A 23,339-nucleotide genomic window follows, 5' to 3' on the forward strand; every position below is an offset into this window, starting at 1 on the left:
CTGCGCCATTCTCCAAATCAGCTGGCGTGGCATGCCCGGCACCTGCTGGAACATGATTCCACTAAACCGCTGGTCCTGGTCAGCCGTCAGGCTACCCGCGGCGGAACAGAAATCTTTATCTGGAGCCCGGACCGTCCTTATCTGTTCGCAACCGTTGCCGGAGAGCTGGATCGCCGCAATCTGAGCATTCATGACGCACAGATTTTCACCAACCGCGACGGCATGGCAATGGATACCTTTATTGTGCTCGAGCCGGACGGCAGCCCGCTTGCACAGGATCGCCACGAGGCGATCCGCTATGCGCTGGAACAGTCAATGACACAGGCATATCAGCCGCCGCGGGCAAGACGCCCGTCGCCAAAACTTCGCCATTTCAGTGTGCAGACCGACGTCAGTTTTCTGCCGACGCACACCGATCGCCGCACATATATGGAACTGGTGGCGCTGGATCAACCCGGCCTGCTGGCCCGTGTCGGCGAAGTTTTCTCTGATTTAGGTTTATCGTTGCACGGTGCAAGAATTTCGACCATCGGCGAACGGGTGGAAGACTTATTTATTTTGGCGAACTCAGAACGTCGTGCCCTTGATAAGCCGACGCGCAAGGAAATCACACGCCGATTAACCGAGGCACTCAACCCAGCCGACAAAATGTGATACAAGTACGGTTGTCTATTTAACATCACTTCAGGAAAGAGAACAGGATGCAGCAACTACAAACCGTTATTGAACAAGCCTTCGAGCGCCGTGCAGACATTACCCCGGCAAACGTAGACAGCGTAACGCGCGACGCCATCACTCAGGTCATTAACAAAATCGACAGCGGCGAACTGCGCGTGGCTGAAAAGATTAATGGCGAATGGGTAACGCATCAGTGGCTGAAGAAAGCGGTACTGCTCTCTTTCAGAATCAATGACAACCAGGTGATGGAAGGCGGTGAAAGCCGTTACTTCGACAAAGTCCCTATGAAATTCGCCGATTATGATGAAGCGCGTTTCCAGCGTGAAGGTTTCCGCGTAGTGCCGCCAGCCGCGGTGCGCAAAGGCGCGTTCATCGCACGCAATACTGTGCTGATGCCGTCTTACGTCAACATCGGTGCTTATGTAGATGAAGGCACCATGGTAGATACCTGGGCGACCGTCGGTTCTTGTGCGCAAATCGGTAAAAATGTTCACCTTTCCGGCGGCGTCGGCATCGGTGGCGTTCTGGAGCCTCTGCAGGCTAACCCGACCATTATCGAAGATAACTGCTTTATAGGCGCCCGTTCAGAGATCGTTGAAGGCGTGATCGTTGAAGAAGGTTCCGTGATTTCGATGGGCGTTTACATCGGCCAGAGCACCAAAATTTACGACCGCGAAACCGGCGAAGTGCATTACGGCCGCGTGCCAGCGGGTTCTGTTGTCGTCTCCGGTAACCTGCCTTCTAAAGATGGCAGCTACAGCCTGTACTGCGCAGTCATCGTGAAGAAAGTCGATGCTAAAACGCTGGGCAAAACCGGTCTGAATGAGTTATTACGTAACATCGACTAAACTGAGAAATAGCGGGTTAAGTTTTGTGTTTACAACGATACCCGCTATTTTTTTATCTTGTTGATAGCAAATTGTGTCATTAATCAACGATTCGAACCGCCGTTCGGTTCATCATGATGTTTAAATATTCTCCTAACCGAAGGTAGCGCTATGTATGACAATCTGAAAAGCCTGGGCATTAATAATCCCGACGATATTGATCGTTACAGCCTGCGTCAGGAGGCTAATAACGACATCCTGAAGATTTATTTCCGCCGTGATAAAGGTGAATTCTTCGCTAAAAGCGTGAAATTTAAATATCCGCGCCAGCGTAAAACCATCGTTGCCGATAATGCAGGGCAGGGTTATAAAGAAATTCATGAAATCAGCCCGAATCTGCGTTATGTCATTGATGAGTTAGATCAAATCTGTCAGCGCGACCAGGTGGAAGTCGACCTGAAACGTAAAATTTTGGATGATTTACGTCATCTGGAATCCGTGGTGGCCAATAAAATTACCGAGATTGAATCCGATCTGGAAAAACTGACCAGCGGTCGTTAACGCGGTTAATGTCTGGCATTATTTCGCCATTCAGAAATGCAAAAGGTCAGGTGAATTACCTGACCTTTTTAATATATGCAGAAGTGCGCCTTATTTCAGCAGCGACGCCCACTTCTCTACCCATGGAATAGCCACCGTTTCCGGCTCAGGATTTTCCATGGCATCAATTTCCAGCAAATCGCCAATACGCGCAGCGCCCTGCTCCTGCAATAAATCATCCAGCTTGTGCCCGCCGCCGCAAAAATGATCGTAACTGCTGTCACCCAGCGCAATCAGACCGTAACGCAGCTCAGGCTGGTATCCGACAGTATCCCGGATGGCCACATACAGCGGCGCAATGCTGTCAGGCAAATCGCCCTGCCCGGTCGTCGACGTCACAACCAGAACGAAATGATGACGATAGTACTGCCAGGCTTCCAGCGATCCTTCCTCGAACAGCTTTACCTCATGCCCCTGACTTTTGAGCACGGTTTCCGCTTCTTCCGCAACCAGTAACGCATTGCCGTACACCGTACCGACAAAAATTCCGACTTCTGCCATGGCTTCACTCCTGTGTCATTCGACGATTTCGTCCGTAGAACTTAAATTTGTTCACTATCCTGACCGCAAGCGGGGGTAACTTCAACCCTTTCAAGTTCAGGGATTTTTCCCTGCCAGCCGAACTGTTCGACCACACTTTGCCAGCGGTTATCCCAGCGAGCCTGTAAAGACAGCAGCTCACCCGTAACCGGATGCGGCAGCGTCATGTGGCTGGCGTGCAGCATCAAACCGGAACAACCGAAATGCTCCGTCATGCCACGGTTTTGCTTCAAATCGCCATGCGCGCTGTCCCCGATAATAGGATGGCGCAGATGCGACATATGCCGACGCAACTGATGCTTACGGCCTGTCTCGGGTTTGAGCTCTACCAGGCTGTAGCGGGCAGTATCGTAACGGCCAATGGCGACCGGCATCTCAGCCTGCGCCACCACGCGATAATGGCTGACGGCTGACTGCGGCGCTTTATCGGGGTTAGCAAATTTATCAGCAATTTTGTCCAGCTCTTCGGTCAGTGCGTAATCGACCGTTCCGTCCTCGCTGACATAACCGCGAACCACCGCGTGATACACCTTATTCATCTGGTGATTCTCAAGCTGCTGGGACAGCAACCTTGCCACGTCGCTGGATAACGCCATCAGCAAAACGCCTGAGGTCGGTTTATCCAGCCGGTGAACGGTAAACACATGCTGACCAATCTGATCACGCAATGTCTGCATCACAAACACGGTTTCATGTTGGTCAAGCCAACTGCGATGAACCAGCATGCCCGCAGGTTTATTCACTGCGACCAGATGTTCGTCCTGATACAAAATTTCCAGCATGTCAGTCTTCTATATTCAGCAAGTCATCGAGGCGCTGCAACTGACTCAACAACAGGGTTGCTTCAGGCATCGCCACTTCAAAATAAGGAGTGATAGCAAAGCGGGTAGGCATTGGCGATCCGGCAGCCAGTAACGCATACATACGGGGAACCAGCACCCATTGCAACCACTGTTCAGCAGACATCGTATCGACCGAGAACGGTTCTTTACTCTCAAAAGCTTCCGCATCAGGAGGCGTAGCGTGCCAGAGTTTATCGTCACGCATTACCTGTTCAATATCTTCTAAAATCTGACGAACCTGTTTTTCTGTATTCATGAGTCGCTCTCTTCATTCATGGCCCCGGCCAGCGTCCGTTCGGGGGCGCAAAGCATAACATTGATGACCTTTTGCCCCAACTTTCTGCATCCGGCTGCGTCAATCCCTTCAACCATACGTTTTTCGTGGTAGCGAAAGATGCCCGATACGGGCAAACTACCGCCACTTTTTTCTCTCAAGATGTGTATCCATGTCTGCTCAACACACTCAAAAAGCACACGCAACACCCGCAAAAGCCATGCTGGCCTCGGTAACAGGCTACGCCATGGACGGCTTTGATCTGCTCATCCTCGGCTTCATGCTCCCGGCAATTTCCAGCGAATTTGGCCTGACGGCCTCCCAAAGCGGTTCACTGGTGACCTGGACGCTGATTGGCGCCGTGCTCGGTGGCGTAATTTTCGGGCCGATCAGCGATCGTTTTGGCCGCATACGCGTCCTGACCTTTACGATACTGATGTTCTCAGTATTTACCGGTTTATGCGCATTCGCACAGGGTTACTGGGATTTACTGATTTATCGCACACTGGCCGGTATAGGACTTGGCGGTGAGTTTGGAATTGGCATGGCGTTGATTGCCGAAGCCTGGCCGGCAGAAAAACGTAACCGGGCATCGGCCTACGTCGGTATGGGTTGGCAGCTCGGTGTACTGCTCGCGGCATTCCTCACTCCGCTGCTGCTCGGCATCATTGGCTGGCGCGGAATGTTTCTGGTCGGCCTGCTGCCAGCGTTGGCCTCCTTCCTTATCCGCCGCACCATGGGCGAACCTGAAGCCTTTGTCAAAAGTGCGTCAACTGATAACGACGGTTCATTGTTCAGCCGCATCAAATTGCTGTTTCGCGATAAGGCCACGACCAAAGCCAGCATCGGTATTTTCATTCTGTGCTCGGTGCAAAATTTTGGTTATTACGGCCTGATGATCTGGATGCCGAGTTATCTGTCCAAAAACTTTGGCTTCTCGCTGACTAAATCCGGTTTGTGGACGGCGGTAACCGTTATCGGCATGACCTTCGGCATCTGGCTGTTTGGCGTATTGTCTGACCGCTTCCCGCGCTGGAAAATTTTCCTGATTTATCAGGTGGGTGCCGTAATCATGGTCGTCTGTTACGCGCAGTTATCCGATCCAACACTGATGTTGTTTGCAGGCGCGCTTATGGGCATGTTCGTCAATGGCATGATTGGGGGATACGGCGGATTAATTTCAGACCTCTATCCGGTTCGCGTCAGGGCGACGGCACAAAATCTGTTGTTCAACATGGGGCGCGGCGTGGGAGGTTTTGGTCCGCTGGTGATCGGTATGCTGGTCGCGCAGGTTTCCTTCACAGCCGCCATTACGTTACTGGCGGCTATCTACCTGCTGGATATCTTCGCAACGCTGTTCCTGCTGCCGAAAAAGCAGGGTCAGGATGATGTTCTGGGCGCGATTGGCTAGCCCTTGTCGCTAAGAGGCGCGCCGTGAACTTCGGGGCGCCGTTCAGTGTGTAGAAAAATCTCAGGGTCCAGGCAAAAAGTTGGGGGCACTGTTTACACAGTGCCCCCGGTTCGTTTTATAGCAATCCAGCTACCTAAGTGCTCCCTGCTCAATCCCTGAAAACTTTTCCTGCGGTTATCCTAACCGGCTGTCCTTTGCATCGTCCAACTTTCATCCTGACGGTTTATCCTAAGTCATCCCGACTTGCATCCTGGTCATCTGTGACCCGCTCAGCTTCCTTTGTGAGCTCTCTTCTCCGTCCTGGAGGTGTCCCTGGTTTCTTCCTGAAACATCCTGGCATAATCCGATGCCGTCCTGACTCTTCCTGAGCCGTCCCCTGCTTTATGAATCGGCCATCATCCTGATGTTCCGATTCATGCTTCCTTTCTGCCCAACTAGAATCGTTGATTTTGCCCTCTCAGGCAATAAGGGCTGTAAGCCAAAAGAGAAACGGGTAAGCCATCTCACAGGTATGAAAACACTTAACTCATTCATTAAAAAGAAATTTAACAAGAATAACGGCGAGAGGATAAGTCAAATTAGCGAGATCTCTTACAGTCTTTGTGAGAGATCTCTCACACGCATGTGAGCCATTTAAGCTCTGCGGGAAAATGTTTTTCTGAATAACGGCATCAGGCGGGATAAACAGGGGTCAGCATTGTAAGGAATTCAGATAGCGATGGCGAGAGTATCGTTCTTTTTTTGCTGCCGAACTGCTCCAGAATAACATTCCCCGTCACATTACACAGCGATACGAGATCCAACTCAGAATCTGTCGTCGCCAGAAACACGGTTGGCGTCAGTTTAAGGCGCTTTTGCGTCACCAGATGGCCTATCAGATTTTCCTGCAAACGGGTGAAATCCTCCGGGCTCCAGACCTGTAACAGCGTCAGCGTATTGCCCTGCCATTGCGCTGTCATATCGCCAGCAAACTGCGTGGTATAAAAAACGTGCGCTTCAGGGCGAAGCTGTAACTCCATCGCCCGTTCAACGTTTTGCAACGTGTCATCGGGGCTGAAAATCTGAGTCAGCCAAAACACCTTGTCTTCATCGGTTTTCACGATACAAGGTGATTCCACACCCAATAATGCTTCACTTGATGGCGGCATCCCGGTTTCCCGCTGCCAGAGATCGACATAACGCTGAGTAAATTCACGCAATGCTACAGAAACTTCAGACTCCATAATTCTCTCATCTTCAGGTAAGGCTGGGTTAAACTAGTCACTATTCCCTATTGTACCGATCTCTTAGCAAGGTGACAGCATGTCCTCTTATCAGGATAACCCCGCACTGGCGCAACTGACGCTGGGCAAAAGCACGGCCTACGTCGATCACTACGACGCCTCCTTATTACAAGCCGTTCCCCGCAGTATGAACCGTGAACCCCTGGGCTTATTTCCGGATAATCTGCCTTTTCATGGCGCAGATATCTGGACGCTGTATGAACTGTCCTGGCTCAATGCAAAAGGATTACCTCAGGTCGCTGTGGGTGAAATCAGCCTGAAGGCCGACAGTCAAAATCTGATCGAATCCAAAAGCTTTAAACTTTACCTCAACAGCTTCAACCAGACCGTATTCCCGGACTGGCAGACAGTACAGGAAACGTTAACACGTGATCTAAGCGCCTGCGCTGAAGGTGAGGTGACGGTAAGCGTCAGTCGCTTGTCAGAAATAGAAGGGTCGCCCGTCGGACATTTCGCAGGCGATTGCATCGACGATCAGGATATTGAAATCGACAGCTACGAATTCAATGCCGGCTATCTTGCAGATGCTGCGGGCGAAGAGTTCGTCGAAGAGTCACTGGTCAGCCATCTGCTCAAATCAAACTGTCTGATCACCCATCAGCCCGACTGGGGTTCAGTGCAGATCCAATACCGTGGCCCGAAAATCGACCGCGAAGCCCTGCTGCGCTACCTGGTGTCATTCCGTCATCACAACGAATTTCACGAACAATGCGTGGAGCGAATTTTTAACGACATTCTGCATTTTTGTCAGCCAGAGAAGCTCGCGGTGTATGCGCGTTACACCCGCCGCGGCGGTCTGGACATCAATCCATGGCGATCTAACTTCCCGTTTGAACCGGTAACAGCAAGACTCGTCAGGCAATAATGCGAGGCATTGCTCAAGATTTGCGCTAACGCTCTGTGAGTATTGGTAAAAGCCTGGTGACAAGGTTACTGTTAAATCAGAAAGAGATTACGGGGCAAAACAGTACCGGTAATCCTTTCTGCTAACAGACAATTGTTTTTGTTTGCTCACGCTTTGCGACGCAAAAAACATGATCCGAAAAATCATGCATCGCGCCCGGCAGGCAGAAAGAATCACTGCACCCTTAGGTGTCAAGGAGCAACTTTGATTACTCACATCAGCCCGCTGGGCTCAATGGATTTGTTGTCGCAGTTGGAAGTCGACATGCTCAAGCGCACGGCGAGCAGCGACTTATATCGTCTTTTCAGAAATTGCTCACTGGCCGTACTCAACAGCGGCAGCCAGACCGACAGCAGCAAAGAACTCCTCGAACGTTACGAAAGTTTTGATATCAATGTGCTGCGTAGAGAGCGCGGCGTAAAACTCGAACTGGTAAACCCGCCGGAAGATGCCTTTGTCGATGGCCGGATTATCCGCTCATTACAGGCCAACCTGTTCGCTGTTTTACGTGACATCCTGTTTGTGAATGCGCAAATCTCTAATAATCCGCGCTTTGAGAACTTCAACGACAACGATTCTGCACACCTGACCAATATGGTGTTCTCCATCTTACGTAATGCCCGCGCACTCCATCTGGATGAAGATCCGAACATGGTAGTGTGCTGGGGCGGGCACTCAATCAATGAGATTGAATACCAGTATGCCCGCAACGTCGGCAGCCAGCTTGGTTTACGTGAACTGAACATCTGCACCGGCTGCGGTCCGGGGGCAATGGAAGCGCCGATGAAAGGTGCGGCCGTCGGCCACGCGCAGCAACGTTACAAAGCCGGTCGTTTTATCGGAATGACCGAACCTTCGATCATTGCCGCAGAACCGCCTAATCCACTGGTCAATGAACTGATCATCATGCCGGATATCGAAAAACGGCTGGAAGCTTTCGTGCGTATTGCCCACGGTATTATCATTTTCCCTGGCGGCGTCGGCACGGCGGAAGAACTGCTCTATTTACTGGGCATATTGATGGATCCGCAAAACAGCGATCAGGTGTTACCGCTGATTCTGACCGGCCCGAAAGAGAGTGCAGACTACTTCCACGTACTGGATGCGTTCATCAAAGAAACGCTGGGCGAAGAAGCCTCTAAGTTCTATACCATCATTGTTGACGATCCGACCGAAGTGGCACGCCAGATGAAACGGGCTATGCCGCTGGTCAAGGAAAACCGTCGTAACAGCGGTGATGCTTACAGCTTTAACTGGTCGATTCGTATTGCACCCGACTTACAGCATCCGTTCGAACCAAGCCATGAAAATATGGCTAACCTGAATCTTTATCCCAACCAACCCCCACAGGAGCTGGCTGCTGCACTGCGCCGCGCCTTCTCCGGGATTGTGGCCGGTAACGTCAAAGAGTTTGGCATCCACGCCATTGAACAGTACGGGCGCTTTAAGCTGCACGGTGATCCGGCACTGATGAAGAAAATGGACAGTTTGTTGCAAGGTTTTGTCGCTCAGCACCGCATGAAATTACCGGGCAGCGCGTACATTCCGTGCTACGAGATTTGTGCATAGAAATGGATACCCAAACACCTTCGGATGCCCGGCACATGTCGCGGTAAGTTTGAAGAATAAGGGTTTTTCAGGGCGACGCGATGTCGCCCTGATTATTATGGAGTTTGTCGATGGCAATACATCTGCTGATTATTGATGCCCTGAATCTTATCCGCCGCATTCATGCGGTTCAGGGTTCGCCCTGCCTGATTACCTGTCAGAATGCGATCGCGCAGCTGATTCAGCATACCCGCCCGACGCACGCGGTAGCCGTTTTCGATGAAGACGATCGCGCTGACAGCTGGCGTCATCAGTGCCTGCCAGATTACAAAGCAGGACGCTCACCGATGCCGGACAATTTATTTGCAGAAATGCCCAGTCTGAAGGCCGGTTTTGAAGCTCATGGGATCGCCTGCTGGCATTCAGCCGGCAACGAAGCCGATGATCTCGCGGCGACGCTGACGGAAAAAGTCGCCTCCGGCGGTCATCAGGTCACCATCGTCTCAACGGATAAAGGGTATTGCCAGTTGCTGGCCCCCAACGTTCAGATCCGCGATTATTTCCAAAAACGCTGGCTTGATTTGCCGTTCGTGCAGGAAACATTCGGCGTATTACCGCACCAGCTTACCGACTACTGGGGGCTGGCGGGGATCAGCAGCAGTAAAATCCCTGGTGTACCCGGAATTGGTCCAAAAACGGCCGTGACTCTGCTGGCTCAGGCCGGTTCACTGGACGCGCTGTATGACAATCTCAGTGCGGTGCCGGAAAAGTGGCAGTCAAAATTGCGGGAGCATCGGGATCTGGCATACGCCTGCAAACGGGTGTCTGCGCTGCAAACTGATATCGCTCTCGACGGGAATTTACAGCAGTTGCGCTTGCCGTAAGTCTGCCAAAGAAAAAAGGCGCTTCCCGAAGAAAGCGCCTTTTCGCATCATATCAAACGCCATTCAGCGTTAATCAACGATCGCGTTCATCACGACGGCCACCGATGGCTGACCAGAAGCGGCGAATATGCACCGTTACCTCTTCCCGGTCATGGTAGAGCTGTTTGGCGAAGATCTCCGCATTAATGCCATTTTCCTTCAGGCGTTCATCAATTCGCGCGAGGATGTTAGACACTTCTTCGTAACGCTTTTTCATCGGCAATTTCAGGTTGAAAATCGTCTCGCGGCACCAGCCGTTAACCAGCCAGTCGCACATCAGCGCAGCCACTTTCGCCGGTTTTTCTACCATGTCACACACCAGCCAGTAGTTTTTGGTACTGGTGGACTTGTAGCGGAAGCCGTCTTCACGCAGGTGAATAACCTGACCGGTTTCCATCAGGCTTGGCGCCATCGGGCCGTTATCAATAGCGGTAACCATCATGCTGCGTTGTACCAGCTGATAGGTCCAGCCGCCGGGGCAGGCACCCAAATCTACCGCATACATCCCGCTCGCCAGACGCTCTTCCCATTCATCAGCAGGAATGAACACATGGAATGCTTCTTCCAGCTTCAGCGTGGAGCGGCTTGGTGCTTCAGACGGAAACTTAAGACGCGGGATCCCCATGTAATACGGGGAATTGTTATTACTGTAGGAATAACCAACGTAGCAGCAACCTGATGCAATGAAGAAGACGTGCACGACAGGGCGCAGCGGATTTTCACGTTTTCCCAGCACGCGGCGTTCGCGCATCGCGGTACGTAATGGCACTGTCAGTTTGCGACAGAACTTGGTGAGTTCTTTACTTTCATTGGTATCCGGCACTTCTACACGCAGTTCACCACCGTTGGTCACCACGTTTTGTACCATACCCACGATCGGCGAAACGCGATCTTCCGGCGGCAGATCTTTCAGCAATTCGCCGACGACGATCAGCTGACGAGCAAAAATCAGTTCGCGGAATGGCAGCTCTTTCGCCAGACGATCAGCATCATCAGGCTGATAGCATTCAAACAACACATACCCGCTGTTTTCTTTTACGCGGGCAAAACCGAAGATTTCCATCTTCGCAGCTTTGTCTGTGATTTCTGCTGCGCATTCTTTTTCAAAACCCTGACGGCAGTAGAGGGCAACTTTATTCATGGCGTTCGGCCTTTTTCTTCAGACGCAATGCGCCTATCAACATCAAAATCCAACCGACCAGAAACAAGGTACCGCCAATCGGAGTCACAAAAGCAAATAAACGGAGGTGCGACAGCGCCAGACAGTAAAGGCTGCCGCTGAATAACACGGTTCCCAGCGCCAGGAAGGCACTGCTCCAGTAGAACCACACATTACGCTGACGCTGCATGGCAACGCCTAAAATCATCACCGCCAGCGTGTGAATACTTTGGTAGGTCAGCCCGGTGTGGATCCAGGCCATTTCGGCCTCTCCCAGCGACTGGCTCAGCACGTGCGCGCCAAAAGCACCAAACGCCACGTAGATAAAACCGCTTATCGCGGCAAAAATCAGCATTGAACGACTGGTCATTATACGTTACCCGTTATCGTTTTTTAATGATGAAAACGTCTACTCATCCGTCTCATCAGTACGTTCATGGTCATCGGTTTCTGTATTTCAGGTTTCAGGCCTGATCAAACCGAAAGCGCAGTTTTTCCTGCTCACTGGCGGCCCGCGCGAGGATCCACTGACGAAAGGCGGCTATTTTACCCAGTTCTGCCTGACTGTCATGACAAACCAGATAAAAAGCGTTTTTACTGACTAAAACTTCATTAAAAGGACACACCAGACGGCCAGCTTCAATCTCGGTTTGCGCCATCACGTTATTCACCAGTGCAATCCCCTGCCCGTGAACCGCGGCCTGAACAACCATCGCACTGTGGCTGAAAATCGGCCCCTGCTGAACATTCACCTGCTGCAGGCCAAGCTGCTTGGTGTAGGCCAGCCAGTCACGGCGCGAGGCATCATGCAGCAACGTGTGATGGCCGAGATCTGCCGGTTCTTTCAGCAAATTATCGCCCATCAATAAGGAAGGAGAACAAACGGGAATTAAATACTCGGCGTATAAACGCTCGGCACGCAGCCCCGGCCAGTTACCTCGACCATGGAAAATCGCCACGTCCACATCATCGGACAATTTGTCCTCTTCGCGGTCTACGGCCTGAATGCGTACATCGATACCCGGATAAGCTGAGTTAAAGCCAGACAATCTTGGCACCAGCCATTGAATCGCAAAGCTTGGCGGCAAACTGACGGTCAGTGCGCCTTTTGCACTGCGGGCCTGAAGTTTGCGTGTCGCTTCGTTAAGAGACGAGAATATCTCTTTAATATCGAGGTAATAGCTCTGCCCTTCTTCGGTCAGTAACAAAGAGCGATTTCGGCGACGAAACAGTTTTAGCCCCAAAAAGTCCTCAAGTGACTTGATCTGGTGGCTAACAGCAGCCTGTGTGACAAACAATTCCTCCGCCGCTTTAGTAAAACTAAGGTGACGCGCTGCGGCGTCAAACACGCGCAGTGAATTCAGAGGGGGTAAACGTTTTGACATAAATAAGAGACTTCTTATGTGGCGGTCAGCGGAACCCCTGTCAGGGGGTTCAGATATTAGTTTTTTTAATCCGAGACATTATAATTTGTCCGTTGAGGATGTACAGGCAAAAACCTATAGTGGCGCCACTTCCTGAGCCGGAACGAAAAGTAGATTGGTATGAGGATGCTGAAATACTTTTGGCTTGTGGTTGTGATGTTGTGTTTGCAATTGTCCGGCAATCCGGACACGTAGCTTGAATGCTACAAACTTTTCACTTCCTGTACATTACCCTGTCTGTCCAAAGTGATTTTTTAGCACCGCATTTTGCGGTGCTTTTTTTTGCCTGAATTTTGGGATGCATGCCAATGAGCGCCCTTCATATGTGACAAAACCGGCTACGTCGCATACGTATCCGGTTTTGTCGTGAGGCGCAGTGAGGTTACCCGAAGGTGGTGTCACGCAAGGGATTATTTCCCTTCAGCCATTTCTTTCACTTCAGATTTATTGATCTGCTGCTTGTTGCCATACGCATCGGTATAACTGATCATACCGGTATCACTGTCAGTGCTTGGTTTGCCTTCAGCAACGATTGTACGGCCATCGTTGGTGTGCATCACGTAGTTGCTTGAACAGGCGGCAAGTGTTGTGGTCAGCAGTGCGGCTGAAATTACGGCGACGATCTTTTTCATTGTAGACTCCTTGCAGATTAAAATGCTTTCAATTCCCGGGAAGCCCCCAGGCTAATTTGTCTAGTGTTCGTAATTCAGCATAACAAACCTCTGATATATTTCCAGGTAACCATTCCTAAAATGAATAGGTGGTTTGCATTAGCTCAAAGTTTGTACTCTTTACCCTGAAGCCGAAGGATATAACCTCGCATGACCGACTTTAACGCCGCTGATTTCCGGCGACACTTCCCCGCCCTGTCGCAGGGGCAGTGCTACCTCGACAGTGCAGCCACGGCGCTCAAACCGCAGGCCGTGATTGACGCCACTGTGAATTTTTATTCACAGGAGGGGGCGACAGTCCACCGCAGTCAGCACCGTGCGGCACAAACGCTGACCGAAGCCTACGAACAGGCGCGCGTACAGGTGGCTGACTGGATCCATGCACCGCGCGCAGAGAACATTGTCTGGACACGCGGCACCACCGAGTCAGTCAATCTTGTCGCGCAAAGCTATCTGCGCCCGAGGCTGCAGGCCGGAGATGAGATTATTGTCAGTCAGGCCGAGCATCACGCCAATCTGATCCCCTGGCTGATGCTGGCAGAACAGTGTCAAGCGCGGGTTATCACGTTGCCGGTAGACGAGCGCGGTATTGCAGATATCAGCCAGCTTCCCGCCCTGCTGAATACCCGCACGCGTCTGCTGGCGATCACACAAATGTCGAACGTCACCGGCGGTATGCCCGATCTTTCACTCGCCATTAAACTGGCACACGCCAACGGCACGCCGGTTCTGGTGGATGGCGCACAGGGCGTTGTGCATTGCCCGCCGGACGTACAGCAACTTGATATCGACTTCTATACTTTTTCCGGCCACAAGCTGTATGGCCCGACGGGGATTGGCGTGTTGTACGGTAAAACAGAATTGCTCGACAGCATGGCGCCCTGGCACGGCGGCGGAAAAATGCTGACCCACGCGACAATGACCGGCTTTACGCCGCAGAACGTGCCCCATCGCTTTGAAGCAGGTACCCCCAATATTGCCGGTGTGATCGGCATGGCCGCTGCGCTGACCTGGCTGAAAACCCAAGATGTGCAGGCTGGCGAGAAACATGCGCAAAATCTGGCTGCAATGGCGGAGATACAGTTGTCGCAGATTGAAGGTTTTCGCAGTTTCCGCGCACAGGACGCTTCGCTGCTTGCATTTGATATTGCCGGCGTGCATCACAGCGACCTGGTCACCTTACTCGCGGAGCAAGGTATTTCGCTGCGCGCCGGGCAACACTGTGCGCAGCCACTGATGGACGCTCTGGGCGTCAAAGGAACCCTGCGCGCATCATTCGCGCCGTATAATAATGAAGAAGATGTCGCACGCCTGGTCGGGGCGGTAAAATATGCGATGAGCCTGCTGGCTGATTAATCACATTTCTGAGACATACGCTTTTTAAGGATCACAATGCTCGCGCCACACCCTTTTGGACAGGAAATTACCGAAGCTTCGCTGACAGAAAAATTTGCTTCATTTCGTCAGTGGGAGGACCGCTATCGCCAGTTAATTCTGCTGGCGAAATCTCTGCCACCGCTGGAGGCATCATTGAAGGTGCCGGAGAATGAGCTGTCGGGATGTGAAAATAGGGTCTGGATGGGAGCGGAAAAATCAGAAAATGGAACAATGCATTTTTACGGTGACAGCGAGGGACGGATCGTCAAAGGCTTGCTGGCAGTGCTGCTGACCGCCGTAGAAGGCAAAACGCCAGACGAGATCCTGAGTCGGGATCCGCTGGCGTTATTCGATGTGCTGGGCCTGAGGGAGCAACTGAGCACCAGCCGCTCCAGCGGGCTGAACGCGCTGGCTGAAGGTGTTTTACACCTCGCCCGTCAGGCGGCCTGAGCCTGACGCTGCTGTTTTGCCATCATCTTCTTAAGAACATGAGAAACCGCGACAAAACCAAACGTGGCGGTGACCATCGTCGCCGCACCAAAACCTGAAGCGCAGTCCATACGTTTCGGGCCTTCTGCCGTCGCGCGCGATGCGCAGACGGAACCATCCGCCTGCGGGTACATCAGCGGTTCGCTGGAAAATACACAGTCAATCCCAAGCTTACCTTTACTGTTTTTCACCACGTTGAAATCGTTTTTCAGGCGCTCACGCAGTTTGGCTGCCAGCGGATCCTGTATGGTTTTCGCCAGATCCACGACGGCGATCTGCGTCGGATCGATTTGTCCGCCCGCCCCGCCGGTGGTCACGACCGGGATCTTAAAACGACGACAGTATGCCAGCAGCGCGGCTTTTGGCCGCACGCTGTCGATGGCATCAATCACGTAGCTAAATCCCTTGTTGAGCATTTCAGCAACATTGTCCGGCGTAATAAAATCATCGATACAGGTCACTTTGCATTCCGGATTTATCGCCAGAATGCGCTGGGCCATTACTTCGGTTTTCGCCTGCCCGACATTTTCCCGCAGAGCGTGGATCTGCCTGTTGGTATTGGTCACGCACACATCATCCATATCAATGAGCGTAATGGCGCCAATTCCCGTACGGGCCAACGCTTCGGCAGCCCAGGAACCCACTCCGCCGATACCAATCACGCAGACATGTGCCTGTGAGAACAACGCCAGTGCCTGCTGACCATAAAGACGTGCAGTGCCGCCAAAGCGTTGCTGGTAGGCGTCGGAATATGTTGCTGTCATGACCTTCTGAACCTCAATACGTGTCGAAACTTAATTTGGCTGAGCATAGGCTGTGAACAGCGGTTTGCCATTTTGCGCTGATTTTAACACCCAGACGCGGCCATAGTGGTTATAAAATCCTGCTGAGTGTCCGGCATCAGTACCAATTCCCTGATACATATCGAAATGTTGCCCTTTAATGGCACCGCCTACGTCCAGCGCAACCATCAGACGCATATGGTATTTACCGGTAAACTTACCTTTATCATTCAGCTCCGGCACCTCCGCCAGCAGCGTGGTTCCTGCCGGGATCAGCGAGCGGTCAGACGCCACGGATGCTTTGGCAATCAGCGGCACGCCGCTTGCGCCACGAACAGGGGCAAAAGGTTCAGGTTTAAAGAATACAAATGAGGGATTCTGCTCCAGCAACTCACGGACTTCAGCGGCACTGTGCGTATCCGCCCACTGGCGGATCGCCTGCATCGACATATTCTCACGCGCGACTTCGCCACGATCGATCAGCACCTTACCGATACTGCGATAAGCGTGACCATTTTTCCCGGCATAACCAAAGAACATGTACGGACGCCCGTCGCCGTAATCCACATAGCCGCTGCCCTGCACTTCCATCATGAAGTTATCCATCAGGGAGTTAGTCCAGGCCACTACGTAATTTTCACTCAGTGCACCTGAGTAAATCGAGGCGCGATCAGGCAGACGTCCACGTTTAGGCGGCATACGGTACAACGGATACTGGAATTCACCCTGACGCGTGTAACGCGCCTGTACCACCGGCGTATAATAGCCGGTCAGTTGCACGTTACCGAAGTTATCAGCCCCTTCCATCTGATAAGCGCTGATGCCGTACTGGCTCAGGTTGCGGGTATCAGCACCTGAACGCAGCCATTGCTGGACGGCCTGGAAAGTGGGGTTATTTCTGCCATATAAGGAAGAAGAGGCAATTTGTACCGCGGCGACCTGATTGGAGTAATCCAGGGCATTGACGGGTTTGCCTGTCGCATTCGGCTCATTGACGTATTCAAGCGCGTTATCCAGCCGCCCGTCTTTATACTGCTGACCCCGGTCGGTCGGGCGCGAGGAACAACCTGCAAGCACCGCAACAACCAAACCACCCAGCAGAAATTTACTCCAACGTCCTTTCATTATTGCCGCGCTCTCTTACTTTCATGGGAATTGACTGGCGAAACGATAACAAACGGCCTATCAGAAAGGAATTGCAATAGCCGAAAAAAGTGCCCTCGGCCAAATTGGGGAGCAATAGAGGAATTTATGCCTAAAAAGTCAGCAACCAGGTGGTTTATTTGAATAAATCCAAATAAAGGGTTGCGCGAAATCTCATGGGGAGTATAGTTCGCCTCCATCGGACGCGGGGTGGAGCAGCCTGGTAGCTCGTCGGGCTCATAACCCGAAGGTCGTCGGTTCAAATCCGGCCCCCGCAACCAATTCGATTCTCAGGCAATAAAATGCCCGATTGAATTGAACGATGAAGTAAAGAAGTAAGAAGTGCTACGGACGCGGGGTGGAGCAGCCTGGTAGCTCGTCGGGCTCATAACCCGAAGGTCGTCGGTTCAAATCCGGCCCCCGCAACCAATTCGAGACTTATGCTTATTACGCTGAGTTCGAATAATGTGAAGAAGTAAATGCAGTATTAAGTAGTGACGGACGCGGGGTGGAGCAGCCTGGTAGCTCGTCGGGCTCATAACCCGAAGGTCGTCGGTTCAAATCCGGCCCCCGCAACCAACTACTAGAATAATCAGTCAGACGTAAACATCAGGCACCTTAACGGGTGTTTTTTTGTATCTGAAAATTGAGTTAACAGCGCACCAGCCCCGAGATTTTTCCTCACATTATCCTTAATATCCAATTCATTGCAGGCACTCAGCCATTGGCGAAATGCGCCTTAATCCCCGCCAGTATGGATTCTGCAACCTGCTGCTGAAAATGCGCGGTGCGCAGTTTTTTCTCTTCATTGATGTTACTGATAAACGCGGTTTCCACGAGAATCGACGGAATATCCGGCGCTTTCAGTACCGCAAAACCGGCCTGATCCACTTTGTTTTTATGCAGCGGGTTAATCTTGCCCATCCGTGTCAGCACTTCTTTGCCAAATTTCAGGCTGTCGTTGATTGTCGCGGTCTGCACCAAATCGAACATCGTATGGTCGAGATACTTATCGCCACTTTTACTGACACCCCCTATCTGATCGGATTCATTCTGAGTCTGCGCCAGAAAACGTGCTGCTGAGCTGGTAGCGCCCTTGGTCGACAGAGCAAAAACGGATGAACCTTTGGCGGCACGGCTGGTAAAAGCATCAGCATGGATGGAAATAAACAAATCAGCCCGCAACTTTCGCGCCTTGGCGACCCGCACTTTCAGCGGAATAAACACGTCTTCATTCCGGGTCATATAGGCTTTCATGTTCTTTTCACGGGCGATCAGTTTTTGTAAACGACGCGCGATCTGTAAGACAACGTCTTTTTCACGGGTCTTATACTTGCCGATTGCGCCGGGGTCTTCACCGCCATGACCGGGATCCAACATAATGACCAGAGGGCGGCTGTGCCCTGCCTGCCCGTCTTTCGCCGTTTCCGGCGGCAATGTTCTGGCCACGTCACCGCGGTTGTAATCTTCCAGTAATGCCAGCAGCGGATCATCTTCAGCGCTGACCGCCCCCTCTTCAGGGTACAAATCAACCACCAGACGATTGTGGAACTCTGCGACCGGTTTGAGTGTAAACACATGGGGATTGATGGGGCGCCTGAGCTCAAGCACCATGCGCACCGTTTGGGCATCAAACTGCCCTACCCGCGCCTGGCGAATGTATGGGTCGGTTTGCTGAACTTTTTCGCCCAAACCTTTGAGCACGCTATTCAGTTGTACACCCTCAATATCCACAACCACACGCGCAGGTGAACTCAGCAGAAACTGCTTATACTTCAGAGGCGTGCTGGATTCCAGAGTGATGCGGGTGTACGTCGAGGAAGGCCATATGCGCACGGCGATAACCTGTGAACTGGCGGCAAACCCCACTTTACTCACACTGAGCATCCAGGAAGCCGCTACGGTCTGAAGAAGTCGTCGTCTTCCGGGGTTGTGGTTATCGTCAGTCATGCAATCTCAAACAGGTTACAAAAATCAAAAGTGATGATAAAAAACTCAGTTTGGGAATTTTAACTAATCCTTCCCTGCATGTCATTCCTTAACATTATTTTGATAAATCAATTTGTTGAGTGTTTGTAATCGTTGTTAATAGAAAAACAGAGATTTCTTACTTGCCACACAGCCCTAAAAGAATAAAAATACAAAAATTACGAATAAAAATTCAAATGAGGTTTTGCCGTGAAGGAACGTAGCACTGAATTGGTCCAGGGATTTCGCCACTCCGTTCCCTACATAAATGCTCACCGTGGCAAAACATTCGTTGTCATGCTCGGTGGTGAAGCCATTGAACATGAGAACTTCAGCAACATCGTCAATGATATCGGGCTGTTACATAGCTTAGGTATCCGGCTGGTGGTGGTGTATGGTGCCCGTCCGCAAATCGATGAGAATCTGGCAGAGCATCACTGTGAGCCGATTTATCATAAAAATATCCGTGTTACCGATGCCCGTACACTCGAGCTGGTGAAGCAGGCTGCGGGGTTGTTACAGCTCGATATCACCGCCCGCCTGTCGATGAGCCTGAATAATACTCCGCTACAGGGTGCGCACATCAATGTTGTTTCCGGTAACTTTATTATCGCGCAACCCCTGGGCGTAGATGACGGTATCGACTATTGCCACAGTGGCCGTATCCGTCGCATCGATGAAGAGGCCGTTCACCGCCAGCTCGACAGCAATGCCATCGTGCTGATGGGGCCGGTAGCCGTATCCGTTACCGGAGAAAGTTTTAACCTGACTTCTGAAGAAGTGGCGACGCAACTGGCCATCAAGCTGAAAGCCGAAAAGATGATCGGTTTCTGCTCGTCGCAGGGCGTGATTAATGAGGAAGGGAATATCATTTCTGAGTTGTTCCCGAACGATGCGCAGCAACGCATTGATAAGATGGAAGCCAGCGGCGATTACCTTTCGGGGACAGTGCGTTTCCTGCGTGGCGCGGTTAAAGCCTGCCGCAGCGGTGTGCGTCGCAGCCACCTGATCAGCTATCAGGAAGACGGTGCGCTGATTCAGGAACTGTTCTCGCGTGACGGTATCGGTACCCAAATTGTGATGGAGAGTGCGGAGCAGGTGCGCCGTGCAACGATCAACGATATCGGCGGGATCCTCGAGCTTATCCGCCCGCTTGAACAACAAGGTATTTTGGTTCGTCGCTCCCGCGAGCAACTGGAAATGGAGATCGATAAATTCACGATTATCGAAAGAGATAACCTGACCATTGCCTGTGCGGCGCTGTATCCGTTCCACGATGAAGGTATCGGGGAAATGGCCTGCGTGGCAGTTCATCCTGATTACCGCAGTTCTTCACGCGGTGAAATGTTGTTACAGCGTGTGGCCAGTCAGGCAAAACAAATGGGGCTTAACCGCCTGTTCGTGCTGACGACCCGCAGCATTCACTGGTTCCAGGAACGCGGGTTCAAACCGGCTGAAGTTGATGTTCTGCCGATTCAAAAGCAGGAAATGTACAACTATCAGCGCCGGTCGAAGATCTTAATTTCCGAACTTTAAGCGCTCTGGTGCACATACTAAAAAGGGCGCAAATGCGCCCTTTTTAGTTTTCCTGCTCACTAATCTCACATTAATGTGAAGTCTGAGATTTCAGGGTTTGCTGCAGCGTCGAGGTGTCGGCATAGGTTTTGAACCCTTCCGGCGCCGCATACTGTGGCGTCTTGCTGTCATTGCCGGAAACTTGCGACAACATCGCCAGTCCGTCCTGTTTAATCACTGCCTGATGGAAGTAGTCCGCCAGCTGCGTCTGCGTCAGCCCCGCAATGACACGAATGACGTTGGTGCGCGTATCAAACTGCGCATTCCCCCGGCTGAAATCATTGCCCAGGCGGTCTGACTCTTCATCCAGCGTTTGCGGACGCTGCTGCATTTCATTCACCAGGCCCTGTTTGTACTGAACAAACTCGGCATCTTTCATTTCCCGCAAACGTTTCTCAGCCTGTGGGTAAAAGGCCAGATAGCGCTGATATAAATAGTCCGGTTGCTTACTGTTACTTTGCAGCAGGAAACCAATACCCCACTGTTTGCCAACAGGAATGGGGAACGCAAACACCGCGTAACCCAGTTGCTCCTGGGTGCGCAGCTGGCTATAGAACCATGGCTGGATGATTTGCCCGAGCAATGCGCTGTAGCCCATGCTCTGAATTTCATCATAACCTGTTGGCACATATACGGCGGCCAGCGCCGAGTCAGAACTGCTGCCCGTCCGCTGAATGTTGGCTTTCAACGGCTCCGTGACGACGGCCTGCGTTCCACGCCACCACTGTGTGCCGTGCGCCCCCAGCTTCTGCATAATCTGCAGGGACATGGCTTTCACCTGATCCCCGGTCATATTCCCCACCACCATGATCTCAACGGCGGCGTGGTGAATAAGTTGCTCACGGTAAGCGTTCACATCTTCCAGTGTGATACCCGCAACCAGTGTCTCCCGTTCTGAACGTTCGGTGTAAGGTACCCGCGACAATAACTGAACCGGCTGCAGCGCCAGTTCGAAAGCTTTACCTTTATCCGCCGATGCCAGACGTTCCAGATACCACGATTTCGCCTGATCCAGCTGTTCCTGCGTCGGTTTAAAATCAGGGTAACTCTCCACCAGCGTAGCCAGCAGATCTGGCAGACATTCGGTGAAACCGCTGGCGGTAAACTGCAGTCCATTATCCGGCGACGTCCCAAAACTCAGCCCGCCGATAGAAGCCTGATAACTCAGCTGATCAAATGCCACACCGGTCAGATAGTCAGTCAGACCGTAAAGTACCTGATTTTTCGCCGTACTTAACGCCTGCTCATTGCGAAAAGAAACCGTCACATTGGCTTTGGGCTCATCGGCAAAGTAGCGGCTTGGCATATAGAAAACGCGCAGGCCTTTATCTTCAATCAGAAGTTCAGGTTTGGTGGCTGTGGCGTTTTTAGTCACCAGCGCCAGCGAGTCGGGAATATAAGGGTTCAGCTCAGGCAGAGAAAGTTTGATGTCCTTCCCCAGCGCTTTCCATTGTTCATAGGTTTGCGGTGGGACTTTATCAACCTGATAAGGCGCATTCACAAAATAGGCAACTTTGTTGTGCGGCTCGTTGGGACTGATAATCCAGTAACGCGCATTCTGTGGGGTCATTTCATCCAGACGCGATTCAATCGCTTTAGGATCATATTGATCCGTCAGATAAGGCGAATCCAGAACGTGTTCAACCGGTACGCGCAGCATGGTATCCACCAGCCATTCAACGTAGTCCATATCCCGCGTCAGCGCGGGATACCGGAAATCAAGCGCCATTACATGCGCGATTTCATCGAAATAGCTTTTGTTAATGCCCTGCCCGCGCATCTCCTGGAGATAACTGAAAATGGCGGCAATCACTCTGTCGCGCTCAGCCAGACCTTTGTCCGTCAGGGATACCGAAATGTTAAATACGCCCTGATTGCGGTTAACCATCGGGTCTGCACCCGCACTGATACCGTCGGAGTAACCTTGCTTTTGTAACCAGTCGGATAATGTATTCAGACTGCGGTTTCCGATCAGATAGCTGATATAGGTATCTGTCTTACTGCGAAACGCTGCGCTGTTGTTATCAATGGCGAACTCTACGCGCAATTCTTTGCGGGGCTGCGCCGGAACAAAATGGATATATTCACCTTTTTGCTCGTCAGTTAATGTGGGAACGGTAATCGGTGGTACTGCAGCATGATGATTGGCAATACTCCCGAAGGTATTCCCAGCCAGCTCAGCCAGCTCCCGCAACGGCTTATTACTGTAAATCACACCGACCATCAGATTCGCCGAATAGTAACGGTGATAAAACTCCGTCAGTTTCTCGTGCAGATTGCTGCCTGGCTTGTCTTTCAGAGTATCCAGATTCCCGCCGGAATAACGGGAGCCGGGATGCGCGGGATTTAGGGTTTCAGCCCGCACCTGGGCCATACGCATTCCATCGCGCGAGCGCGCCATGGTCAGCTCAGCATTCACCGCGTTACGCTCGCGATCACCGTTGGCAGGATCCAGTAAAGGTTCACCGATAGCATCGGCAAGGCGATCTACCGCTTCCGGCAGGGCATCATTTTCAACTTCCAGATAAAAGGCTGTGCGGTAGGAAGCCGTGCTGCCATTGTGGCTGCCGCCGTGTTTTTTGAGGAATTCAGAAAGGCTTTCAGGCTGAGGATATTTTTTTGAGCCCATCAGCAACATGTGTTCGGTGTAGTGAGCCAGACCTAACTGTGAATCAGGGTCTTCCAGCGAACCTACGGGGATAGCCAGAGCGGCAAGTGACTTGGGCGCTTCAGGATCAGAAACCAGCAAAACCGTCATATCATTGGCCAGCTTTATCGCCTGATACTGACGCGGGTCGTTCTGACTTTTATTGATAGCTTGTGCATAAGGCTGCCAACCGGCAGCGCTTGAAACAACAGGGGCCCAAAAGGTCAATAACAACAGTAACCCTGAAATTCGGGTAACCTGTTTTAACATTGCC

At 51.8% G+C, this 23,339-nt stretch carries 22 protein-coding genes and 3 tRNA genes; 13 read left to right on the plus strand and 12 right to left on the minus strand.

Going from position 1 to position 23,339, the window contains the following annotated elements; genetic code table 11:
• The 3 genes from ED901_RS25500 to ED901_RS19700 form a co-directional block, all read left to right on the plus strand.
• Nucleotides 1–654, plus strand: a 654-nt coding sequence (locus ED901_RS25500) for an ACT domain-containing protein (RefSeq protein ID WP_240993988.1), incomplete at its 5' end; no start/stop codon positions are given.
• Between the two features lie 47 nt (nt 655–701).
• Nucleotides 702–1,526, plus strand: a complete 825-nt coding sequence (gene dapD / locus ED901_RS19695) for a 2,3,4,5-tetrahydropyridine-2,6-dicarboxylate N-succinyltransferase (protein WP_056781755.1) — start codon at nt 702–704, stop codon at nt 1,524–1,526.
• A gap of 150 nt (nt 1,527–1,676) precedes the next feature.
• Nucleotides 1,677–2,066: a DUF3461 family protein gene (locus ED901_RS19700; RefSeq protein WP_056781756.1), complete on the plus strand. Its 390-nt coding sequence runs from the start codon at nt 1,677–1,679 to the stop codon at nt 2,064–2,066.
• Between the two features lie 90 nt (nt 2,067–2,156).
• Here the strand turns inward: ED901_RS19700 and ED901_RS19705 are convergent, their stop codons facing one another.
• From ED901_RS19705 to ED901_RS19715, 3 genes are read right to left on the minus strand one after another with little or no spacing between them, the layout of a single operon-like run.
• Nucleotides 2,157–2,606 carry a flavodoxin gene (locus ED901_RS19705; RefSeq protein ID WP_056781758.1) on the minus strand — a complete coding sequence of 150 codons (450 nt, stop codon included), beginning with the start codon at nt 2,604–2,606 and terminating at the stop codon, nt 2,157–2,159.
• Between the two features lie 41 nt (nt 2,607–2,647).
• Nucleotides 2,648–3,427 carry a tRNA pseudouridine(65) synthase TruC gene (gene truC, locus ED901_RS19710; RefSeq protein WP_122096993.1) on the minus strand — a complete coding sequence of 260 codons (780 nt, stop codon included), beginning with the start codon at nt 3,425–3,427 and terminating at the stop codon, nt 2,648–2,650.
• A gap of 1 nt (nt 3,428) precedes the next feature.
• A complete protein-coding gene (locus tag ED901_RS19715) occupies nt 3,429–3,743 on the minus strand; it encodes a YqcC family protein (RefSeq protein WP_056781763.1) in 315 nt (104 codons plus the stop codon).
• Between the two features lie 190 nt (nt 3,744–3,933).
• On the opposite strand from ED901_RS19715, the gene ED901_RS19720 reads away from it, so the two are divergent.
• Nucleotides 3,934–5,172 (plus strand): MFS transporter, encoded by a 1,239-nt coding sequence (locus ED901_RS19720; RefSeq protein ID WP_056781765.1) that lies wholly within the window; start codon nt 3,934–3,936, stop codon nt 5,170–5,172.
• A gap of 671 nt (nt 5,173–5,843) precedes the next feature.
• Here ED901_RS19720 and syd read toward each other — a convergent pair.
• Complete coding sequence (syd, locus tag ED901_RS19725) at nt 5,844–6,395, minus strand: SecY-interacting protein (protein ID WP_122096994.1); 552 nt, start codon at nt 6,393–6,395, stop codon at nt 5,844–5,846.
• A gap of 79 nt (nt 6,396–6,474) precedes the next feature.
• On the opposite strand from syd, the gene queF reads away from it, so the two are divergent.
• From queF to xni, 3 genes are all read left to right on the plus strand, one after another.
• Nucleotides 6,475–7,320, plus strand: a complete 846-nt coding sequence (queF, locus tag ED901_RS19730) for an NADPH-dependent 7-cyano-7-deazaguanine reductase QueF (RefSeq protein WP_122096995.1) — start codon at nt 6,475–6,477, stop codon at nt 7,318–7,320.
• A 243-nt stretch (nt 7,321–7,563) separates the two neighbouring features.
• On the plus strand, nt 7,564–8,928 hold the full coding sequence (gene ppnN, locus ED901_RS19735) for a nucleotide 5'-monophosphate nucleosidase PpnN (protein ID WP_122096996.1): 1,365 nt from the start codon (nt 7,564–7,566) through the stop codon (nt 8,926–8,928).
• 110 nt (nt 8,929–9,038) lie between these two features.
• Nucleotides 9,039–9,791: a flap endonuclease Xni gene (gene xni, locus ED901_RS19740; RefSeq protein ID WP_122096997.1), complete on the plus strand. Its 753-nt coding sequence runs from the start codon at nt 9,039–9,041 to the stop codon at nt 9,789–9,791.
• A gap of 73 nt (nt 9,792–9,864) precedes the next feature.
• Here xni and rlmM read toward each other — a convergent pair whose 3' ends face one another.
• The 4 genes from rlmM to ED901_RS19760 all read right to left on the minus strand — a co-directional run bounded on the left by rlmM (nt 9,865) and on the right by ED901_RS19760 (nt 13,045).
• Nucleotides 9,865–10,971: a 23S rRNA (cytidine(2498)-2'-O)-methyltransferase RlmM gene (rlmM, locus tag ED901_RS19745; protein WP_056781775.1), complete on the minus strand. Its 1,107-nt coding sequence runs from the start codon at nt 10,969–10,971 to the stop codon at nt 9,865–9,867.
• Complete coding sequence (locus ED901_RS19750) at nt 10,964–11,359, minus strand: DUF423 domain-containing protein (protein WP_056781778.1); 396 nt, start codon at nt 11,357–11,359, stop codon at nt 10,964–10,966. Before ED901_RS19750 ends, rlmM begins: the two co-directional genes overlap by 8 nt.
• A gap of 94 nt (nt 11,360–11,453) precedes the next feature.
• Nucleotides 11,454–12,374, minus strand: coding sequence for a transcriptional regulator GcvA (locus ED901_RS19755; protein ID WP_056781779.1), 921 nt, complete (start codon nt 12,372–12,374; stop codon nt 11,454–11,456).
• Nucleotides 12,375–12,823: 449 nt separating this feature from the next.
• Entirely contained in the window at nt 12,824–13,045 is a 222-nt protein-coding gene (locus ED901_RS19760; RefSeq protein ID WP_056781782.1) for a YgdI/YgdR family lipoprotein, read from the minus strand.
• A 189-nt stretch (nt 13,046–13,234) separates the two neighbouring features.
• On the opposite strand from ED901_RS19760, the gene csdA reads away from it, so the two are divergent.
• Complete coding sequence (gene csdA / locus ED901_RS19765) at nt 13,235–14,440, plus strand: cysteine desulfurase CsdA (protein ID WP_122096998.1); 1,206 nt, start codon at nt 13,235–13,237, stop codon at nt 14,438–14,440.
• A gap of 36 nt (nt 14,441–14,476) precedes the next feature.
• Complete coding sequence (csdE, locus tag ED901_RS19770) at nt 14,477–14,911, plus strand: cysteine desulfurase sulfur acceptor subunit CsdE (protein WP_122096999.1); 435 nt, start codon at nt 14,477–14,479, stop codon at nt 14,909–14,911.
• On the opposite strand, the gene tcdA is transcribed toward csdE, so the two are convergent.
• Nucleotides 14,899–15,714 carry a tRNA cyclic N6-threonylcarbamoyladenosine(37) synthase TcdA gene (gene tcdA / locus ED901_RS19775; protein ID WP_122097000.1) on the minus strand — a complete coding sequence of 272 codons (816 nt, stop codon included), beginning with the start codon at nt 15,712–15,714 and terminating at the stop codon, nt 14,899–14,901. The two genes, csdE and tcdA, sit on opposite strands and share 13 nt — an antisense overlap.
• 30 nt (nt 15,715–15,744) lie before the next feature.
• Nucleotides 15,745–16,857 (minus strand): murein transglycosylase A, encoded by a 1,113-nt coding sequence (gene mltA, locus ED901_RS19780; RefSeq protein WP_056781790.1) that lies wholly within the window; start codon nt 16,855–16,857, stop codon nt 15,745–15,747.
• Between the two features lie 222 nt (nt 16,858–17,079).
• On the opposite strand from mltA, the gene ED901_RS19785 reads away from it, so the two are divergent.
• From ED901_RS19785 to ED901_RS19795, 3 genes are all read left to right on the plus strand, one after another.
• Nucleotides 17,080–17,156, plus strand: a tRNA-Met gene (locus ED901_RS19785).
• Between the two features lie 71 nt (nt 17,157–17,227).
• A tRNA-Met gene (locus tag ED901_RS19790) sits at nt 17,228–17,304 on the plus strand.
• Between the two features lie 73 nt (nt 17,305–17,377).
• Nucleotides 17,378–17,454, plus strand: a tRNA-Met gene (locus ED901_RS19795).
• Between the two features lie 138 nt (nt 17,455–17,592).
• Here the strand turns inward: ED901_RS19795 and amiC are convergent.
• The gene (gene amiC, locus ED901_RS19800; protein ID WP_056781791.1) at nt 17,593–18,825 is read right to left on the minus strand and encodes an N-acetylmuramoyl-L-alanine amidase AmiC; all 1,233 of its coding nucleotides are present in this window, start codon (nt 18,823–18,825) and stop codon (nt 17,593–17,595) included.
• A 228-nt stretch (nt 18,826–19,053) separates the two neighbouring features.
• Here amiC and argA point away from each other — a divergent pair, with 228 nt between their 5' ends.
• The gene (gene argA / locus ED901_RS19805) at nt 19,054–20,379 is read left to right on the plus strand and encodes an amino-acid N-acetyltransferase (protein WP_056781792.1); all 1,326 of its coding nucleotides are present in this window, start codon (nt 19,054–19,056) and stop codon (nt 20,377–20,379) included.
• Between the two features lie 70 nt (nt 20,380–20,449).
• Here the strand turns inward: argA and ptrA are convergent, their stop codons facing one another.
• A complete protein-coding gene (ptrA, locus tag ED901_RS19810) occupies nt 20,450–23,335 on the minus strand; it encodes a pitrilysin (RefSeq protein ID WP_122097001.1) in 2,886 nt (961 codons plus the stop codon).
• Nucleotides 23,336–23,339 lie beyond the last annotated feature (4 nt).

The organism is Rahnella sp. Larv3_ips (assembly GCF_003697865.1).
Taxonomy (GTDB): domain Bacteria; phylum Pseudomonadota; class Gammaproteobacteria; order Enterobacterales; family Enterobacteriaceae; genus Rahnella; species Rahnella rivi.

Coding starts and splice junctions, on each gene's coding strand:
- dapD (WP_056781755.1), top strand. CDS start 702: ATGCAGCAACTACAAACCGTTATTGAACAAGCCTTCGAGCGCCGTGCA.
- ED901_RS19700 (WP_056781756.1), top strand. CDS start 1,677: ATGTATGACAATCTGAAAAGCCTGGGCATTAATAATCCCGACGATATT.
- ED901_RS19705 (WP_056781758.1), bottom strand. CDS start 2,606: ATGGCAGAAGTCGGAATTTTTGTCGGTACGGTGTACGGCAATGCGTTA.
- truC (WP_122096993.1), bottom strand. CDS start 3,427: ATGCTGGAAATTTTGTATCAGGACGAACATCTGGTCGCAGTGAATAAA.
- ED901_RS19715 (WP_056781763.1), bottom strand. CDS start 3,743: ATGAATACAGAAAAACAGGTTCGTCAGATTTTAGAAGATATTGAACAG.
- ED901_RS19720 (WP_056781765.1), top strand. CDS start 3,934: ATGTCTGCTCAACACACTCAAAAAGCACACGCAACACCCGCAAAAGCC.
- syd (WP_122096994.1), bottom strand. CDS start 6,395: ATGGAGTCTGAAGTTTCTGTAGCATTGCGTGAATTTACTCAGCGTTAT.
- queF (WP_122096995.1), top strand. CDS start 6,475: ATGTCCTCTTATCAGGATAACCCCGCACTGGCGCAACTGACGCTGGGC.
- xni (WP_122096997.1), top strand. CDS start 9,039: ATGGCAATACATCTGCTGATTATTGATGCCCTGAATCTTATCCGCCGC.
- rlmM (WP_056781775.1), bottom strand. CDS start 10,971: ATGAATAAAGTTGCCCTCTACTGCCGTCAGGGTTTTGAAAAAGAATGC.
- ED901_RS19750 (WP_056781778.1), bottom strand. CDS start 11,359: ATGACCAGTCGTTCAATGCTGATTTTTGCCGCGATAAGCGGTTTTATC.
- ED901_RS19755 (WP_056781779.1), bottom strand. CDS start 12,374: ATGTCAAAACGTTTACCCCCTCTGAATTCACTGCGCGTGTTTGACGCC.
- ED901_RS19760 (WP_056781782.1), bottom strand. CDS start 13,045: ATGAAAAAGATCGTCGCCGTAATTTCAGCCGCACTGCTGACCACAACA.
- csdA (WP_122096998.1), top strand. CDS start 13,235: ATGACCGACTTTAACGCCGCTGATTTCCGGCGACACTTCCCCGCCCTG.
- csdE (WP_122096999.1), top strand. CDS start 14,477: ATGCTCGCGCCACACCCTTTTGGACAGGAAATTACCGAAGCTTCGCTG.
- tcdA (WP_122097000.1), bottom strand. CDS start 15,714: ATGACAGCAACATATTCCGACGCCTACCAGCAACGCTTTGGCGGCACT.
- mltA (WP_056781790.1), bottom strand. CDS start 16,857: ATGAAAGGACGTTGGAGTAAATTTCTGCTGGGTGGTTTGGTTGTTGCG.
- amiC (WP_056781791.1), bottom strand. CDS start 18,825: ATGACTGACGATAACCACAACCCCGGAAGACGACGACTTCTTCAGACC.
- ptrA (WP_122097001.1), bottom strand. CDS start 23,335: ATGTTAAAACAGGTTACCCGAATTTCAGGGTTACTGTTGTTATTGACC.